At 46.0% G+C, this 16260-nt stretch carries 17 protein-coding genes; 8 read left to right on the forward strand and 9 right to left on the reverse strand.

Going from position 1 to position 16260, the window contains the following annotated elements; genetic code table 11:
• Positions 1 to 178: 178 nt before the first annotated feature.
• The 4 genes from ACO6VE_RS13985 to ACO6VE_RS14000 all read left to right on the forward strand — a co-directional run bounded on the left by ACO6VE_RS13985 (position 179) and on the right by ACO6VE_RS14000 (position 4804).
• The gene (locus ACO6VE_RS13985) at positions 179 to 886 is read left to right on the forward strand and encodes a hypothetical protein (RefSeq protein WP_422450989.1); all 708 of its coding nucleotides are present in this window, start codon (positions 179 to 181) and stop codon (positions 884 to 886) included.
• 208 nt (positions 887 to 1094) lie between these two features.
• Positions 1095 to 2273, forward strand: coding sequence for a hypothetical protein (locus ACO6VE_RS13990; protein ID WP_422450991.1), 1179 nt, complete (start codon positions 1095 to 1097; stop codon positions 2271 to 2273).
• Positions 2274 to 2500: 227 nt separating this feature from the next.
• Positions 2501 to 3355 carry a TIGR02452 family protein gene (locus ACO6VE_RS13995; protein ID WP_422461870.1) on the forward strand — a complete coding sequence of 285 codons (855 nt, stop codon included), beginning with the start codon at positions 2501 to 2503 and terminating at the stop codon, positions 3353 to 3355.
• Positions 3356 to 3571: 216 nt separating this feature from the next.
• On the forward strand, positions 3572 to 4804 hold the full coding sequence (locus ACO6VE_RS14000; RefSeq protein ID WP_422450992.1) for a hypothetical protein: 1233 nt from the start codon (positions 3572 to 3574) through the stop codon (positions 4802 to 4804).
• 74 nt (positions 4805 to 4878) lie between these two features.
• On the opposite strand, the gene ACO6VE_RS14005 is transcribed toward ACO6VE_RS14000, so the two are convergent.
• The gene (locus ACO6VE_RS14005; RefSeq protein ID WP_422450994.1) at positions 4879 to 6246 is read right to left on the reverse strand and encodes a hypothetical protein; all 1368 of its coding nucleotides are present in this window, start codon (positions 6244 to 6246) and stop codon (positions 4879 to 4881) included.
• A gap of 99 nt (positions 6247 to 6345) precedes the next feature.
• Here ACO6VE_RS14005 and ACO6VE_RS14010 point away from each other — a divergent pair, with 99 nt between their 5' ends.
• Entirely contained in the window at positions 6346 to 7755 is a 1410-nt protein-coding gene (locus ACO6VE_RS14010) for a glycosyltransferase family protein (RefSeq protein WP_422450996.1), read from the forward strand.
• 68 nt (positions 7756 to 7823) lie between these two features.
• Here ACO6VE_RS14010 and ACO6VE_RS14015 read toward each other — a convergent pair whose 3' ends face one another.
• The 3 genes from ACO6VE_RS14015 to ACO6VE_RS14025 all read right to left on the reverse strand — a co-directional run bounded on the left by ACO6VE_RS14015 (position 7824) and on the right by ACO6VE_RS14025 (position 9270).
• Positions 7824 to 8351: a murein transglycosylase domain-containing protein gene (locus tag ACO6VE_RS14015; RefSeq protein ID WP_422450998.1), complete on the reverse strand. Its 528-nt coding sequence runs from the start codon at positions 8349 to 8351 to the stop codon at positions 7824 to 7826.
• A gap of 25 nt (positions 8352 to 8376) precedes the next feature.
• Positions 8377 to 8610, reverse strand: a complete 234-nt coding sequence (locus ACO6VE_RS14020; RefSeq protein ID WP_422451000.1) for a hypothetical protein — start codon at positions 8608 to 8610, stop codon at positions 8377 to 8379.
• A 483-nt stretch (positions 8611 to 9093) separates the two neighbouring features.
• Positions 9094 to 9270, reverse strand: a complete 177-nt coding sequence (locus tag ACO6VE_RS14025) for a hypothetical protein (protein ID WP_422461872.1) — start codon at positions 9268 to 9270, stop codon at positions 9094 to 9096.
• On the opposite strand from ACO6VE_RS14025, the gene ACO6VE_RS14030 reads away from it, so the two are divergent.
• Positions 9260 to 9532 carry a hypothetical protein gene (locus ACO6VE_RS14030; RefSeq protein WP_422461873.1) on the forward strand — a complete coding sequence of 91 codons (273 nt, stop codon included), beginning with the start codon at positions 9260 to 9262 and terminating at the stop codon, positions 9530 to 9532. The two genes, ACO6VE_RS14025 and ACO6VE_RS14030, sit on opposite strands and share 11 nt — an antisense overlap.
• Positions 9533 to 9864: 332 nt before the next feature.
• Here the strand turns inward: ACO6VE_RS14030 and gloA are convergent, their stop codons facing one another.
• The 4 genes from gloA to purM are packed head-to-tail and all read right to left on the reverse strand — an operon-like array spanning position 9865 to position 12973.
• The gene (gloA, locus tag ACO6VE_RS14035) at positions 9865 to 10272 is read right to left on the reverse strand and encodes a lactoylglutathione lyase (protein WP_163372178.1); all 408 of its coding nucleotides are present in this window, start codon (positions 10270 to 10272) and stop codon (positions 9865 to 9867) included.
• A gap of 40 nt (positions 10273 to 10312) precedes the next feature.
• Positions 10313 to 11176 (reverse strand): DUF3108 domain-containing protein, encoded by an 864-nt coding sequence (locus ACO6VE_RS14040; protein ID WP_422451005.1) that lies wholly within the window; start codon positions 11174 to 11176, stop codon positions 10313 to 10315.
• Entirely contained in the window at positions 11173 to 11952 is a 780-nt protein-coding gene (gene purN, locus ACO6VE_RS14045) for a phosphoribosylglycinamide formyltransferase (RefSeq protein WP_422451007.1), read from the reverse strand. The genes ACO6VE_RS14040 and purN overlap by 4 nt, the downstream gene beginning before the upstream one ends.
• On the reverse strand, positions 11927 to 12973 hold the full coding sequence (gene purM, locus ACO6VE_RS14050; RefSeq protein ID WP_422461875.1) for a phosphoribosylformylglycinamidine cyclo-ligase: 1047 nt from the start codon (positions 12971 to 12973) through the stop codon (positions 11927 to 11929). The genes purN and purM overlap by 26 nt, the downstream gene beginning before the upstream one ends.
• A 345-nt stretch (positions 12974 to 13318) precedes the next feature.
• Between purM and ACO6VE_RS14055 the strand changes: the two genes are divergently transcribed.
• The gene (locus ACO6VE_RS14055) at positions 13319 to 14482 is read left to right on the forward strand and encodes a DUF2066 domain-containing protein (RefSeq protein ID WP_422451010.1); all 1164 of its coding nucleotides are present in this window, start codon (positions 13319 to 13321) and stop codon (positions 14480 to 14482) included.
• A 98-nt stretch (positions 14483 to 14580) separates the two neighbouring features.
• On the opposite strand, the gene ACO6VE_RS14060 is transcribed toward ACO6VE_RS14055, so the two are convergent.
• On the reverse strand, positions 14581 to 14763 hold the full coding sequence (locus ACO6VE_RS14060) for a hypothetical protein (protein WP_422451012.1): 183 nt from the start codon (positions 14761 to 14763) through the stop codon (positions 14581 to 14583).
• A gap of 46 nt (positions 14764 to 14809) precedes the next feature.
• Here ACO6VE_RS14060 and ACO6VE_RS14065 point away from each other — a divergent pair, with 46 nt between their 5' ends.
• Positions 14810 to 15976 (forward strand): ankyrin repeat domain-containing protein, encoded by a 1167-nt coding sequence (locus tag ACO6VE_RS14065; protein ID WP_422451014.1) that lies wholly within the window; start codon positions 14810 to 14812, stop codon positions 15974 to 15976.
• Positions 15977 to 16260: the final 284 nt, after the last annotated feature.

Here is a 16260-nt window from a genome sequence, read left to right on the forward strand (position 1 = left end):
TCAGCAGTGTTCATCTTGCTCAGCTATTCTCGGACAGCCTCTTGGGAATGCTTCTGTCCCAGGCTTAATATTTATTCTAATATCGTCGTTTAATGAAGAAGATTTACAGATAATGTTCCGAACTTATCATAAATTAATGCAGACGACGGGAGGTACAAATTTCGCAGAATTACCTCTTGTGACTGATAGCACCACACCATCGAGGTCTCGCTATTCAGGTCGGGACTTATCAATACAAGAACCTGTTGAACTGACCCTCCCGCCCATTGATACCTCCGGACCCTCTCCAGAGGTAGCACTCTTAAAGAGAAAAGTGTCTCAAATTGCCGGTTCATCAGTGGATGAGAAATCAAAAAGAGGACGAGCAGAGCATGAAAATGAGCACCAGCACAATCCGTCGATTAACGCTTTAGAACAACTGAAGGTCCTTTGCCGGAAAAGAAACATCATCATCAAACCCACGTTAGATAAACTGATTCATTCCTGCCCGAATGAGTCGAAGATGCAACTGTTCTCTAAGCTAGGTATTTATTTTAGTCATTTGAACGATGCTGTTAAGAATACAGGTACGATTACCAGCATGCTATTGTGCGGAGAAGGGACCCAAAAAACGAAGCGAAAAATTAACCAGTTTTTGAGTACTGACGACTGTGATATCAAAGCAATTGCACTTTCTCCAGTTGTTAAATCCATTTCTTCTATCTGTCATGCTTATGGTTTTCCCAAAGCCGGGGACGTGGATGCTCTGCTGAAGCTACCGAACCTCCAGAAGAATGGCAAGCTTGACCGGAAACGACTGAGTTTTGTTTCTTCTACCAATCATGGTAAAGGCGTTCCCAAAATTGTGGAAGAACTGCTGAAAAGACAGGGTTTACGCATCAAATAAGTACTAATAATTACTCAAGTTTCCCATTGTCCCAGCCGGTTAAGGATGGAGAAGTTTTTTCTGTTTACTTCCTATTGAGCTTGTCCGACCAGTCGGGAAGCCGGGTTTACACCCTACTGTGAGATCACAACGCCTTTTACCTTGATCTTGAACTTTTGGTTGAAGAGGTTGTCTATAACCTTTTATAACTAATTTAGGTGTTTATATTATGTATGATGCTTCTGTATCTCATCTATCAAGTCAGAGATTTGCTGAAGGTGCAACAACAGAATGTGCTGGTTGTAAGGGAGATCCTGTTGCAGAAAGTCCGGGCGAGGCAGGTGTTCAAGAGGTCGTGTCAGCTTTTGGCAGGCTTGTTACAAAACAACTTGAGCCAGTTAAAGACTCAATTAATCAGGTGAATCCTAAAAAAGTGAGTACGCTGGAAATTCTCGCCAGTGTTGCCAGTGATCGCAAACCAAAAAAAACAAATTTTGAACGAATTGTTTATGTGATTGAATCTGTGCCCAAAGAGAAGAGAGAGGCGGTATCGGCTTCATTAACCAGGTTGTTTAAAGCGAATAGAGTGGCAGGGGCTGAAGACATTAAAGAGCAGATAAGCCGTCTTTTCCAGTCTCATGGTGATTTTGAAGTACCTAATGAAATTAAGGGATTACAAAAGCAACAAGAGCTATTAGCGCAACAGTGGACAAAAGAAAGATCTGAATTTTTGGATAAATTAGAAAAACATGTCGATGAATTAGAGCCTGAATGGTTTGAGGATAGAACCGTTGTTAAGCGGGAGGGGGGAGCGTACAATGTCTCGATAGGCTACGGAGGCAAGAGGGAGTCAACGGATCTATTTTTGCATATTCCAGAGGGGGCAATAGACGGGGTTACCTGTAGAAAAAATGCAGTTACATTTAAAGCAGGCATTATGCATGGCACTACCATGCAAAAGGAAGTCGACTTACTTATCCGTTCGCTTCGCAGAAAAGAACTTTCACATGCTGAGTGTGCCAGATTAGCGGATTACTCTACAACCAGGATGAGTATTTCCCTGAGGAGTGAACATCTATTTTCCGTGTATCTTTTACCTGAAGATAAAGGAGTTAAGATGGAAATTCTGCTACCGGGAGAAAACAGATTGGACTTGCCGTCCAGTGGTGATTTTAATACGAAAGTTCAGGCAAATATTGAGGATCAGAGAGTCTTCAGTGCTTTAAGCTATTGTCTTGGTAAAGGCGTTGAATTCTGTTTTGATCCAATGATAAACATGGATAATTTTCTGAAATATGAACTGATAACATTCAAGGGTGAAAAACAGGTATTCCTGGATGTGATGAGCCTGTTCATGAAAGCCAGATCTCCAAAAAATATTTCCGCTACCTCATTGATAGCTCATTGATATCTCATTTTTAATAATTAAATCTGTGAAATTGAAAAAGCAGGCCATACTGGGTAATCGGTTATACAATGAGGTCGTATAAAATGCCACCGGTGACCAGTCAGCCTGCTGTAAAAGTGCCTCAATCTTGCCGGAGTAAACAGCAGAAACTCCGCGCTGCCGGAGCGTTAGCCTCCTCAGCCAAGGTGCTTTCAGGTCGTTCAGGAAAACCCATTAGCATCAGGACAGTGGCATCATCGCCTAAACGATGCGCCATGAATCCAGAGCAGGCAAAGTTCAGAGAAATAGCAACGAATACAGTAGATATATTGAACGATCAAGCGATCAGATTACATGGCAAAACAATAGATCTTAAAGCAATCATTGACCGGTGTATTGACAATACCCGGTTCTATGCTCCCAACGACGCCATTACCCTTCAGCCCCGCGCAGGTTTCTTCTTTCCCGATACTGATATCCAGGTTATCAGGGAAACCTCTCTGGCAGCGTGTCACCGGCTTGTCAGGGAGGAAGGCAAAGACCACGTGGCTTGCCTGAATTTTGCCTCTGCTGTTCAGCCCGGGGGGATGTTCCGGGAAGGGACCAACACCCAGGAAGATAGCCTGGCAAGAGCCTCTGCACTGTTTGCTTCTCTGGACAGTGACACAGGAAAGCAGATGTATGCTTATAACAACCAATATCAATACACCAATCGAGGACTTTATTCTGATACGATCTTGTATTCACCGGATGTTCCAGTCTTTAAAGATGACAACGGCAATCCGGAAGAACCTTACCTGATCTCGTTTATCACCGCTGCGGCAGTGGACCTGCCTTATTGCAAAGGAATCAAGCAAAAGACTCTCCAGCAGACAATGTATAACCGTGCCAGAAAGATCCTGGCCGTCGCTGCCAATAATGGTGTGAAACATTTGATTCTTGGAGCCTGGGGCTGTGGGATCTTTGGCCATGATGCAGCTGATATTGCGCGGTTGTTCGCGTCTCTTTTGGCTGAGGATGACTTTAAAGAGCGGTTTGTCTCTGTGTCGTTTCCGATTACTGATCCGCAAATGCTGCGGGTGTTTAAAGGCCATCTGTCGTGAACAGGGTATAGAAGTCCTGGTGTTCCGGAAGTGTTGGTGATTTTGTCAATGATCATACCTCTGTTCCTATCTGGCCTCGCATTTCGTGGAACCCGGTTTTATCCGTTTTCTTCTGCATACAAATCCTCTGAATCTTTGTCTTTTACTCGTGTGACGGGGATAAAAAGCAAATTTTGATGGTCTGAGGAAGCAAACAGGATCAGAGGTTTCAGAGCTATGAATATTGCCGGTGCAAGCCAGACGACAACAATTGACTATTTGTCGTTAAAGGGTAATCGAAAATCATTAACATCTGCAGAAGATGGGTCAGAAAAAGCTGCTGCTGTAAAGTTTCTTTCAAAGCTTGAATGCCTGTCATGTCAGGATGTATATGAAAAACCACTGTCTACTCGTTGCTGTGATAAAGTTTTATGCGCAGATTGCTACCTGTCACTTCCTGATCCCAAAAAATGTCCAATCCACAGGTTAGAGTTTAAGGGCTCAATTCAAGATGACTTAAAATGTCAAGATCGTATAATTAATAATCAAATAGAGGAAAGTGTAGGCCTTTTTAACGATGTTCCATCTACCGTCACAAGTATCGATAAGCGTAGAGGTAAGGCGCAGAATGACGCGATACAACTGATTAATTCCAGTGCCTCGCCAAGTACGGATAGAACCTGCCAGCCAGTCAGGCAAAATGAAATGGTGGAGAATACTGGAGGCTATGACAATGTAAATTCTTTGCCATCTTCAGAATCGGGTCATATTTCCTCTTCCTTTGGCAATAGAGCCTTCAACTTTCAAGCTTCAGGCCCTTACTCTGTGAACTCTTTTCCTGACATTGGTATGAGCATCCGATCAGCCGGTAATCTTCTCCATGTAGTAGCCGGAGATGGTATCAATCTTAATGGAAGACAGATTCGAGGTTCAAATCTTGTTATTCATAATGGTGAGGTTGTGTCTGGTCACAATGTAACGGTTACAACTCCGGGCCGTCAAAGAGCCCCTGTCAGCGAATATGAGTTTAGAGAAGATAATGTTGATTTTATTGATATACATACCAATCAGGGAGATATCCTTATCAAAGGACAATGCCCCGTAAACCAGCATCAGGTGTCAGTTATATCATCCAGAGCACCAAATCTCAGAAATAATAATCTGAGCCTCCATTGTAATGAAAATGTTCAGCTGAGAATCCCGGAGTCATTTGTTGGCGGAATGCAATTACATACTAATATGGGAGATATTGTTACCCATCGTAGCTACAGAATTAAATCCGGAGGAAGGCTTCATACCAATATGGGAGATATAAATGTTAAAGTTGATAGTTTGCTTGTCAATGCATGTGGAAGAACTAATTTGGGGGATAGTGTTGTAAATGTACAGAATCAATATGTTCATTGGGGGCGTCAGGTGTTAAATTGTGAAAGTAATGCGGGTGATGTTTATATATGTGATCAGGGTTAACCGAATATTTTTCTAAAACGCCCAAATTACCCCAAGTGTTTCATAAACGTTGTCACTGTTGTGCTGGCTATTACTTATTTTTCTTCATCAATACTTTTTTCCTTTAGCCATTTTTTCCAGAAATCCTTATCCCCTCTATCTGCAAATCGACTGTTCTTTGACCATTCTTTATGTTGGGACAGGAATTCGTTTATCATCTCATCCACTTTTTTAGTATCTTCATCACTGCTTGCTTCTGATTTTAAATTCATCATAAGAGTACTGTTTGGTAGTGGGTATTCAAAATGACCATTAGTGTATAGCTCTTTGATCTGAGTTATCAGGCGAATAACTGTCGATAACTGTTTACTATTTGTTGCACCCTCTTTAATCTTTTTTAACTGGTTTTCTAATGGTCTGATGACCCTTTTGACTTTAATTCCTGCATCAAATTGTAAACCTGCTATTGAATAGATCAGGCTTTTATCGGTGTTGCGGGTAATTAATTCATCAATGTCGTCGATGTTTTCCAAAATATCTTCAAGTCTGTCAGCAATGTTCATTTTCAGTGTTTCAAGAAGGTCAGATAACTGATCCAGTCGATCTTTATCAGGGGTCAATTCTTCAGGATTGATAGCTTTCAGTTTTTTAATTTGATCCTTTGCAAATCCAGTGTAGGATAAAAAATTTGTGTAAAATGTATCTTTATTTTCTCTTAATTCTGAAAAAAAGCCATCACTTCCCTCATATAAAATCAACTCGTCACTAATATGCAGTAAATCCAGAGCGGCAGGGTTATAGTTCAAGCACTGCCAAATAAATACAGGCAAAGAGCATATTATGATATCGATATCTTTTTCTGTATTTTTTTCAAACCTGTGGCACGTACCGCGAAATTCTGGCAGATATTTTTTTGATAATCTTTTTGTATCCAGGCTAAAGTCGTGAAATCGTTTAACCGGCTTGGTGTTTTTTGTAATTATATATAAATCAATATCGGAATAAGCGGTTGTAGTACAGTGCATACTGCTTCCATTAAAAGCAATTACTACAACATCATGGATGTTGATCGAATAAAATTTTAAAAGACTGAAAATTTCAGGGTTTTGTCCACGTAATAGCGATCTCATTACTACTGAATAAGACGAGTAGTTATTTTTTAATTTGATAGTGCTGATTTCTCTTTGAATTAAACGGGTGCATCGTCGTATATGATCAAGGGAGATGTCAGTATCTTTTGGCTCAGAATCCATTAATTCAATACACATTCTTTTGGCCATTTCAAGTGTATTGGTATATTCCAAAGAGGTGGAGCTGTCAGGAATTTCTTTGTCTTTTTCAAAAAACGAAACTGATTTACAGCTAAATGCAGGTAGTAGATGCTTTTCTTTTATATGCTGTTTTAATTCGTCCTTCGATGGGAAAAGGTTATTACAAAAGCATTGAACTCCTGAAGGTGTCATATACATGATCCTCAATATAATTACATCATTTCAAGATTACAGAATATGCGTCGCATGTATTTATAGTCCAATTATCACAAAATTTACTGAGAATTTACCATGAATACATTAGCAATTAATGCATTGCGCCCAGAGTTTGATAGTTATCAGCGTAACGAAACTCAAAGTAACGCTGTTAAACTATGGAATCGGATATGTCGGGCTTATTCGCCCAGGTATCAACACATTAAAACGGTTCTTACGGACAATTTGGTTGAATACTTTAACCAACATTTAACAGCTGATCACCTGTCGATCAATCGTCTTGTTTTTCCTGTATCAGATGACGCACTTAAAACCTTTTTGTCACACTATGATGCCATTGAACAACGTCGGTCCGGTTGCTCCGATTATCTATCCCGGCACAATTTACCTGAATCTGATTATGAAGAGGCTATTAGACAGCTGTACGATGGTGAAGAACAACCGACAGAGGTGAAAATTTTATTCGGTATCCAGGGAATGGGTAATGGTCATTTGACACGCTCTCGTCTTCTTGCCAAAGCATTGGCCGATCGTGGAGCCAAAGTTCAATATCTTGTTTCAGGTCGTCAGAAGAATAAACTTAATGATATGGAGGTGTTTGGTGATTATTTGCACCGCAATGGATTTACTGTTATATCGGAAAATGGCCGTTTGAAATTTTTTCAGACATTCATACATTTAATGCATGACAGCTTTGGATTTATACGTGATGTCTGGACGTTAAATGTGAAGGACTATGACCTTATTATCTCTGACTTTGAACCGGTCACGGCCTGGGCTGGGTATTTAGCTAACAAGGCAGTTGTTGGCTTTGGTCATCAGTATTCGTTTGATTTCGATGTCCCCATATTGCGGAGATTTTCCATTTCAAGGTTGGCGGTGAAACTCTTTGCTCCAGCCACAGAAACTATCGGGCTTCATTGGGTTAATTTTAACAATCAGTCCATCTTGCCTCCGATCATCGACACAACAATGCAACCATGCCCGGATAAAAATCATCTTGTTGTCTATTTGCCCTTTGAAAATCAGGATAATGTTGCTCATTTATTGAATAAATTTTCGGGATATCGTTTTAAAATTTATGGTCCCAGGGCACCGGAGGTTGTTGGTAATGCGGAGTTTTTTCAAATGAGCGTAAAAGGCTTTAAAGAAAGTCTACAGTCATCCAGAGGGGTGATTTGCAATTGTGGATTTACGCTTATCGCTGAATGCATGCACATTGGATTACCTATTCTGACTAAACCACTCAAGGGACAAATAGAACAATTATCCAATGCCTATACACTTGAAAATCGACAGCTGGCTGAAGTGTTCTATTGCCTGACTTATGAAAATCTGAAGAACTTTATAGAAACCGCCCAGCGTAAAGAGGCTAATCCATATCCCAATGTAGCGGATGCATTGGCCGGCTGGGTTGTCTCTGGTCGTAGAGAGACGGTTGCTGAATTATCTGAAAAGCTCTGGCAGAGTCAGCAAGCGAGGTGAACATATAAGTAGCCAGAAATATTCGATTCCATATGGCCAGCTACTTAGGGGTTATCGAAAAACGCAACCTAAATATTTCCCTGATAAAAATCCTTCTGAGCGGTAGAGACTTTTTCCAGGTAACGCCTGCTTTCTCCTCGAGGGTGTTTCTGTGTCAGCGCCCAATATACCTGGTTTGGCTTCAGGCCATTGATTTTCTGTATGGCGCGGTCACGGCTGTTGCGGTCAAAGGTGGCGAACACGTTACCAGCGCCGCCATTATAGGCGGAGATGATCGTATATTTCCGTGACAGTGGATCACGGATCTGCTTCAGGTAATGATTTTCCAGCAGCGACAGATACGCTGTTCCGGTATCAATATTGTTATTGGGCTGGAAGAGCCAGTTTTTGCTGGGCTGGCCGGGCAGTTTTTTAACCTTGTCAAACACATCCCGACCTGCCGTTTTGGGTATGATCTGCATCAGGCCATAGGCATTTGACGAGCTGACGGCATAGGGGTTGAAGCTGCTTTCCGTGCGATCCAGGGTTTCCACATGAACCTTACCGGAGTCAAAATCAACAAATACCCGGGTTCGGTAGTGGTTGGTGTATTTCACATACTCTTTACTGCTGGCCTTTTTCTCATCCCCCCCAGGCCACCCTGGCTTCCTTGATTAAGATGCGAACCAGTGCCTCAAAAGCAATGACGTCCTTTTCCCGGTCCATGGCAATGGCATTACCGGCAGGGCCAAGCTCCTTCAGTGCCGCGTTGGTAACGTAATTGGCGGCATGGCTATTGGCCTGCCCGGAAGAGCAACCGGTGATCAGAGGTGAAGATAACGCAGTCAATAAGATGAGGTGGTGAAGACGGGGCATTATGGCATCCATGTCGTTTATCGGTTCTGTGATTGCTTTTCTGGATTTTGTAGCCGTCCGGGTCCTCTGCAAACGTTATTGCCGAATCGAATACACTAAAGCAGAAGTATTAATTTTGAGCTGGGGTTTTATCGCAAGGCATTTATAAGATATTGAAATGTTACAATGAAGTGATATAAATCAATAGATTATTATATTTGTGGCACCGGTCGGGCATGGTTTGTCTGGAAGGCACCAGTGGCACCACCTTGGCGGCCCCACCTTGGCGGCCCCACCTGGTACATGATTCCAATGAATTTGATGGGTTGTCGTGCCTCTGCACTTCGTTCGTCCTGAGGCTGCCGAAGGACGGAAGCTCCGGACTCTGATAGATCGTGGCAAGCACCCTTCGACTCCGCTCAGGGTGAACGGAGATTGTACTCGCCAAATTCATTGAAACTATGCATTAGGCGGCCCCACCCATATTCACTCAGACACTATGCGCTATGGATTGGGAATTTCGCGGGTTTTATTCACCACCACCACCACCACCACCACCACCACAGCCACCATCACCGCCACCGCTGTCGCATCCGCCATGTCCACTGCTGTCGCATCCGCCATGTCTACTGCTGTCGCATCCGCCATGTCTACTGCTGTCGCATCCACCATGTCCACCATCGTAGTATCCACCGCAATAATCGCTACTCAGCTGATGTGTGGCAAGTGCATGTGCTCTGCCCGAATAATTAAGATGGAATCTCAAGCCAAGGCCGGAAGTCAACTTATTCACATTCACAGTCATGTGCGGCTGATGAGTGATGACCACTCTGGAGTTAAGGGGGCGTGGATTTCGGTCACGATTGTCAGCGATATTAGTGTCGTCCCCTGGATTGTCATCGCGACAACAGGCAATGCATGCAGCGGCGATCGGGGTGGCTGAGGTGAGCCCGATTGTCGCACCCAGCCCGAAGCCGGTACCAAATGCCTCGATCGTTTTAGCACCAGCAAACAACGCAGTGATCCCACCGGCCGCACCACCTGCCAATGCACAAACACCGGCAGTAATCGGACAACAGGATTTGCACTCAGGGGGAAATAAATAGCGATCTATAAAAGTGCGATCTATAAAAGTGGATAGTGGCCCCATAGTGTTTTCCTCCATCAGAATTTTATTGTTATAAATTTGCACCTCACTATTTGACCTCCTTTTTTCTAAAAAGTTTCAAAAACTGCCGTCCTCGCTACGGGCGGGCACTATTCTCGACCAGCCTCTTAGCCGTTAAGCCCTTCAGACGCGGCTTTGGCTTGAATCAGCTCGATTTTGTAACCATCCGGATCTTCCACAAACGCTATTTCAGTGGTCCCCCCAAGCACCGGGCCTGGTTCCCGCGTAATTTTGCCGCCGGCCTTACGGATGGCATCACAGGTGGCATAAATATCATCAGCGCCCAGGGCAACATGGCCAAAGGCGTTGCCCAGATCGTACTGATCAGTGCCCCAGTTGTAGGTGAGTTCAATCACTGCCTGCTCAGACTCATCGGCATAGCCAACAAAAGCGAGGGTGTACTGGTACTGTTCGTTGTCGTGTTTTCTCAGCAGTTTCATGCCGAGAATTTCCGTATAAAACTCGATGGATCGATCCAGGTTACCAACACGCAGCATGGTGTGAAGAAATCGCATTTCAGGCTCCTTCAGGTTGCAGATATTAAAAAAGTAGTGATCAGGGATGTTTGGGGCGTTCTGACAGTTTGGTGGTTGGTTTCTTTTTCAGTGGCTTGCCGTCAATGGCAGCCTCTTTGATCTCAATGGTATAGGCCGTGCCTTTTTCTTCCTGCAGCAGCTTTACCAGAAAGTAGTCATGGTTTTTGGCAAACCAGATCCAGGTGGCCCGTTCATCACTGTCTCTGTGTATTTTGACTCTGACGGTTTTCAGGTTGCCAAGGTCCGTTTTTAATATCTCTTCACCTTCGATGGTGAATTGGCGTTGATAGACTTCATCGTCATCGGCAACGTCATAGCTTAGTGGTTGGCCATGGGCAGCCGCCAGATCCATACGCAGTTTCAGCTGGTAACTCAGGTTGTCCAGGGTTTCCGGTTTCAGGTCCATCGACCACTGCCGGTCCCCCTGTTGCCAGTTGACCTTATTGCTGGACCAGTCAAAGGTGGCATATTCCGTTGGTTTGTTGCCCAGCCCCGTTCTTTGTTGCACGTATTGGCTGGCGATCAGTTTTACACCTTGACTGGCAAAATGGCTGGTCTCTTTCATCCCGAAAAATGCCGCATCGGCACTGAACTCAAGGGTCCAGGTGCCATCAGCATTTTGTCTCAGGGATCTTTCGCCGGAGCCACCAAAGGGCATCCCCTTGATGGATGCTTTATAGGTTGCGGAGTATGGCTTGAGCGTGAAAGCGCTATCCGGTTTTTTCGTCTGGGAGGCAGCAAAGCCGGTATTGCCCGCCAGCACCAGGGTCAGGGCAAGTGCCGCTCTCAGAGTGCCCGGGCCATAGTTGCCGGGATGGGTTGTTATGGAATCTTTCATGCTCACTGTGTGGCGATGAAAAAGCGTATGAATCGGATTGATCATGCCAGTTCCAGGGCGTTTTCCTGCAGTTGATAGCCCAGTGGGTCAACAGGGTGGTCATCCAATAGCACGTTGTCACCCTTCAGTTGCAGCCTGCCGGAGGTGATCAGATGTACGGCCAGGGGGTAAATCTGGTGCTCCATGGCCTGGACACGTTGTTTCAGACCCTCTTCATTATCGCCGGGCCCGACACTCATTGAAGCCTGAATGATATGGGCACCGCTGTCCAGTTCTGGTGTGACAAAGTGAACAGTACAGCCATGGCGGTTTTTTTTATCCGCAAGTACCCGGCGATAGGTGCCAAGACCTTTGTATTCCGGGAGCAGGGATGGGTGAACATTGATCAATCTGCCAGCGAATTTTTCCACAAACTCGGGGCTTAGAATTTTCATATATCCGGCCAGTACCACCAGGTCCGGCTCAAAGCGGTTAACCTCTTCGACGAGTCTCTGGTCAAAGGCACCCCGGGAGGAAAAGATTTTGTAGTCCAGGCCAAGGGCAGCCACTTTGTGCTGTCTGGCCCTTTCCAGCCCGTAAGCCTCTGGTACGTTGCTGACGACCCCGACAATTTGATAACTGTAGTGATGTTCTTGATCCAGAAGTGCCTGAAGGTTACTGCCGTTGCCTGATAACAGAACGACAACTCGCTTTTTCTCGCTCACTGCTGTTTCCTGAATGCTTTCAATGGTTTTGTGATTGGAATCCGGTTGGCCAGAGTGACATGGCACCCGGGCCAGATATTGGTCAGGACGGTTAGTGAAATACCACAGGATCGCCATCGCTGTCTGCGGATTCAATATGGCCGATAATGACGCTTTCTTCTCCCAGCGCTTCCAGACGCCTGATTGCCTGCTCACGATGGTTTTGTGGGATGCAGAGCACCATACCGATACCACAGTTGAAGGTACGGTACAGTTCAAAGGTCTCAATATTGCCTTTTTCCTGCAGGAAACGGAAGACGGCCGGGATTTCCCAACTCTGTGTGTTGATCACCGCACGACAGCCTTTGGGAATAACCCTTGGCAGATTCTCTGGCAAGCCGCCCCCGGTGATGTGGGCCATGGCGTGGATCGGCAGTTCCTTTTGCAGCTGCAGCAGTGATTTGACGTAAATGCGGGTTGGTGCCATCAGGTGTTCTGCCAGAGGCTTGCCTGCCAGCGGGGCGCTGAGGTCTGAACCGGCTACTTCCAGAACCTTGCGGATCAGTGAGTAACCGTTGGAGTGTGGTCCGCTGGATTTCAAACCGATTAACACGTCACCGGGGGAGACGTTGCTGCCATCAATGATTTCAGACTTTTCAACCACGCCGACACAGAAACCCGCCAGATCGTAATCGTCACCCTGGTACATCCCGGGCATCTCCGCCGTTTCACCCCCGATCAGGGCGCAGCCAGACTGTTCACAGCCTTTGCCAATCCCGGTGACCACGCGTTCAGCCACATCGACATTTAATTGGCCGGTGGCGTAATAGTCCAGAAAGAACAGCGGTTCGGCACCACAAACCAGCAGGTCGTTGACGCACATGGCCACCAGATCGATGCCAATATGGTCATGCATCCCCAGGTCCATGGCCAGCTTCAGTTTGGTACCCACGCCATCGGTGCCGGAAACCAGAACCGGTTCTTTATACCCGGCTGGCAGTTGGCACAGCGCTCCAAAACCGCCCAGGCCACCCATTACCTCAGGGCGGGAGGTGGCCTTTGCTACCTGTTTAATGCGCTCAACCAGAGCGTTGCCAGCGTCGATATCGACACCTGCATCCTTGTAACTCAGGGAGGTTCTGGAATCCGATTTGTTCATTGATATCAATCCGCTTGTTGCCAGAGCTTGTTACCACCGGCGGTGCCGACAGTGTTTTAATCCGGACTGTTCACTGACCGGGGGCGGTGTTCAGTCCAACACGGTTTGGGTGGATGAAGGCGGCTATTCTAGGAGGCTGCGGTATTTATCGCAATGCTGTTACCGCATTGTCGCTGATGTCTGGTGGTAATTTTTGGTAATTTGGATCTGATTTCAGGGTTAGAAGTGATTACCATAGTGCATTTTCAATGCCCGCAGTTGTCCAGACGTTGGCAAATGCAGTATTTTTTGCCGGATTTATGGCAGAATGATGTTCATTTGATTTTTATGTACAGGATTTTATTGATGCCTGTGGCTAAGCGATGCAACGCTCTCCTGCAAAACCTGATCAGTCCGCTGACCTTCTTGTCTGCCCCTGAAGCCCGTTCAGCCGTTAAGGCGGCCACTCTGGTGGTGGGTCTTCTGGTATTTTCCATATTGCCTGAAAATACCCATGCAGCCTTGGTCAAAGGGTTATACAGTCAGGAAGTGCCAGTGTCCGGACAAAGTTATCAGGAGCGGGCGGATGCCATGTCCCAGGCTCTGGCGGAGGTGCTGGTGAAAGTGGCTGGACAGCGTGAGGTACTGGCCAACAGTGTGGTAAAAAGTGCACTGGCCAAGCCGGAAGCCTATATTCGCAAGTTTGGTTTCCGCAGCTCTTCTGCTGATCAGGCGTCCTCCCTCAACCGTCAGCAGTATTTGCAGGCGGTATTTGATGACCAGGCAATTAACCGCCTGCTGCGCAGTGCCGGTGTTGCCATCTGGGGACAGAGCAGACCATCGACACTGGTGTGGCTGGCGATGGAGAGCGGTGGGCAGCGCTCAATCGTCAATGCTTCAGGGACACTACCCGCGGTGTTTGCCGAGAGCTTTCAGGGGCGGGGCTTGCCGGTACTCTTTCCTTTGATGGACTTTGAAGATGCCGGGGCGATTTCAACTGTTGATGTATGGGGCGGCTTTACCCACAAATTGCAGGACGCTTCCCGGCGTTATGGTTCTGAATCGATTCTGACCGGGCGTTTGTCCCGTGCTCTGTCACCGGACGCTCTGGCGCAAAACGAACGCTACAATGGTCGGTTGACGCTGATATTCCGGGGAATGAGTCAGTCTGTGGCGGTTAATGGCCTGGATGCTGTTGCGTTGACACAGCTGGCCGCTGATCTGGTAGGCACAACCTTGTCCCGTCACTATGCCATTAATGTCTCCGATGCCAGTGGCAAGACTCTGCTGGTGGTTGAGAATGTTGCCAGTCTGGACGATTATGCCGCCCTGAATAAATACCTTGAGCGGATAACCGCCATTCGTGATGTGTCTGTTCATCGGGTGGCAGGTTCAACGATTGAGTTGGAGCTGGTTATTGATGGCTCTGAAAGCCAGTTGGCCGATGCCCTGGCCCTGGGTCGAAACCTCCGGCCGGTTGCACCGGGTTCTGACTCTTCGGCAACTATGCGCTACAGTTGGTCCTACTGACAGGCTCCTGACTGTTTGCCGTCAGAGTTACGCTATGCGGTGGTCCATGTGATTAGTAGTGATAGTTCTTGCACAACCGGCTGGAGTTATTTGCGGTATCAAAGCAATACCGGGGATGCACAGGTTGTAGCTCCTGTAGCCAGAAATACTAAACCATTATCGTGTTTTAGCCGGTCACTTTGGTCTCTGGAAAATACCCCGACCTGCCCTGGCTTGAGCAATCGTTTTTCAGAGATTGGTGAACCGGTCAGAAGGTCGGTTTCCTTACCCGATTTGACCATTTGCCCCTGTGAAAATAATGAACCTTCCAAGTGTGGCAAAAAGAGGATGCCAGCGCTTTTGTCGCAGGGGGAGGCAAAGCAGTGGGGCAGGGAGTCTGAGTTAAATAGTGATGGAGGTCATGCTGCCGAATGTTTACTCACCGCTATCGAAAATAATGATAGTGAAGTGGTCCAATCCCTAATCCACGAGCCTCTTCTTGATTTTAATATGGAGGTAATCAGTAAAACTTCGCGTCGTTGGTGTACTCCTTTAATGCTGGCGATTGAAAGAAATTTTCTGGAGCTTGCCAGGATTATACTCAAGGTTGAGACGGTTGAGATTAACAGGGTTTTGGGTTCGAATGCTTTGCATGTGGCGGCACAAGAGGGTAATGCCGATGCTGTAGATCTGCTAGTGCGTTCAGGGGCAGACGTTAATGCCCGGGATGTGAATGGCTGGACAAGCCTGATGAAAGCCTGCAAGACAAAAAATGAGGATATTGTCAGATTGTTGCTTGATTATCAGGCAGATGTGACATTGGTTAATCTGTTCGAATTATCGGCCCTCAATATACTGGTTAATGATGATGGTGCTGAGAGACCCGATCTACTGGTGTTGCTGATTGAACATGGGGCTCCTGTTGATCAATGCGACATGAATGCCTGGTTTCCGCTGATAATAGCCATCAAGAATGGGTGCTTGCAGTATATTCGAGTTTTGCTGGGTGAAGGCTGGGAAAAAGCGACCTGTCAAAACGAAGGGCTGGTTTTTTTGTTTGCAGCTGTGTATGGGAATGAGTCCGTACTCAGGTATTTGTACGACAAAATGCCGAAGAACTTTTTGTCGTTTAAGGATGTCGATAAGTATTGCTCATTGCGAGGCATTGATGTTTCTCACTACAAGACGGTATTAACATTATTAAAAGAAAGGTATGGGGATCTTTTATCGCCTGAACTACCAGAAACTTTTTTTTCTCTGAAAAGCCAGTGTCGTCGAGTCATTCAACGACAGATGTTAGATAGAGGTTTTGATCAGCTTCCCCTGTCGGCAAATTTGAAAAACTATTGTGCTCAGACTCAATTACCCATCCTTGTGGATAACGAGGAAGAACTCCGGGCCTTTTATAGATCTGAATATGAAACTGAAGATCGTGAAGATTGGTTCCTGACATGGGGCAGTCCATCTCCGGTTGATTCTGTGGATTGGTTTCATGAAGAATCCTGGGGTATATAACTATCGCCTTTGAAGTTACTACTTGCTTATAGGCCTGCCCAAGGCCGAGATAATTATGGTACTCTTGCACCACCTGCATAGAAACGACAAGGCCAGCAATCTTTGCCATGCCGGAGCAGCCGAAGAGAAAGACTGATACACTTTTGTTGTCCTGTTGTTGTCATACTCTTTCTCTGTTAACAAACAGCCCATATAAGTAGTTGGCCAAATGGAATCGTATATTTCTGGCTAAGTGGGCAGTTACTATGCAAGGCACAACGTAGGGAGCATAGCCGTAGCTATGT

The organism is Endozoicomonas sp. ALB115 (assembly GCF_049310245.1).
Classification (GTDB): Bacteria; Pseudomonadota; Gammaproteobacteria; order Pseudomonadales; family Endozoicomonadaceae; genus Endozoicomonas.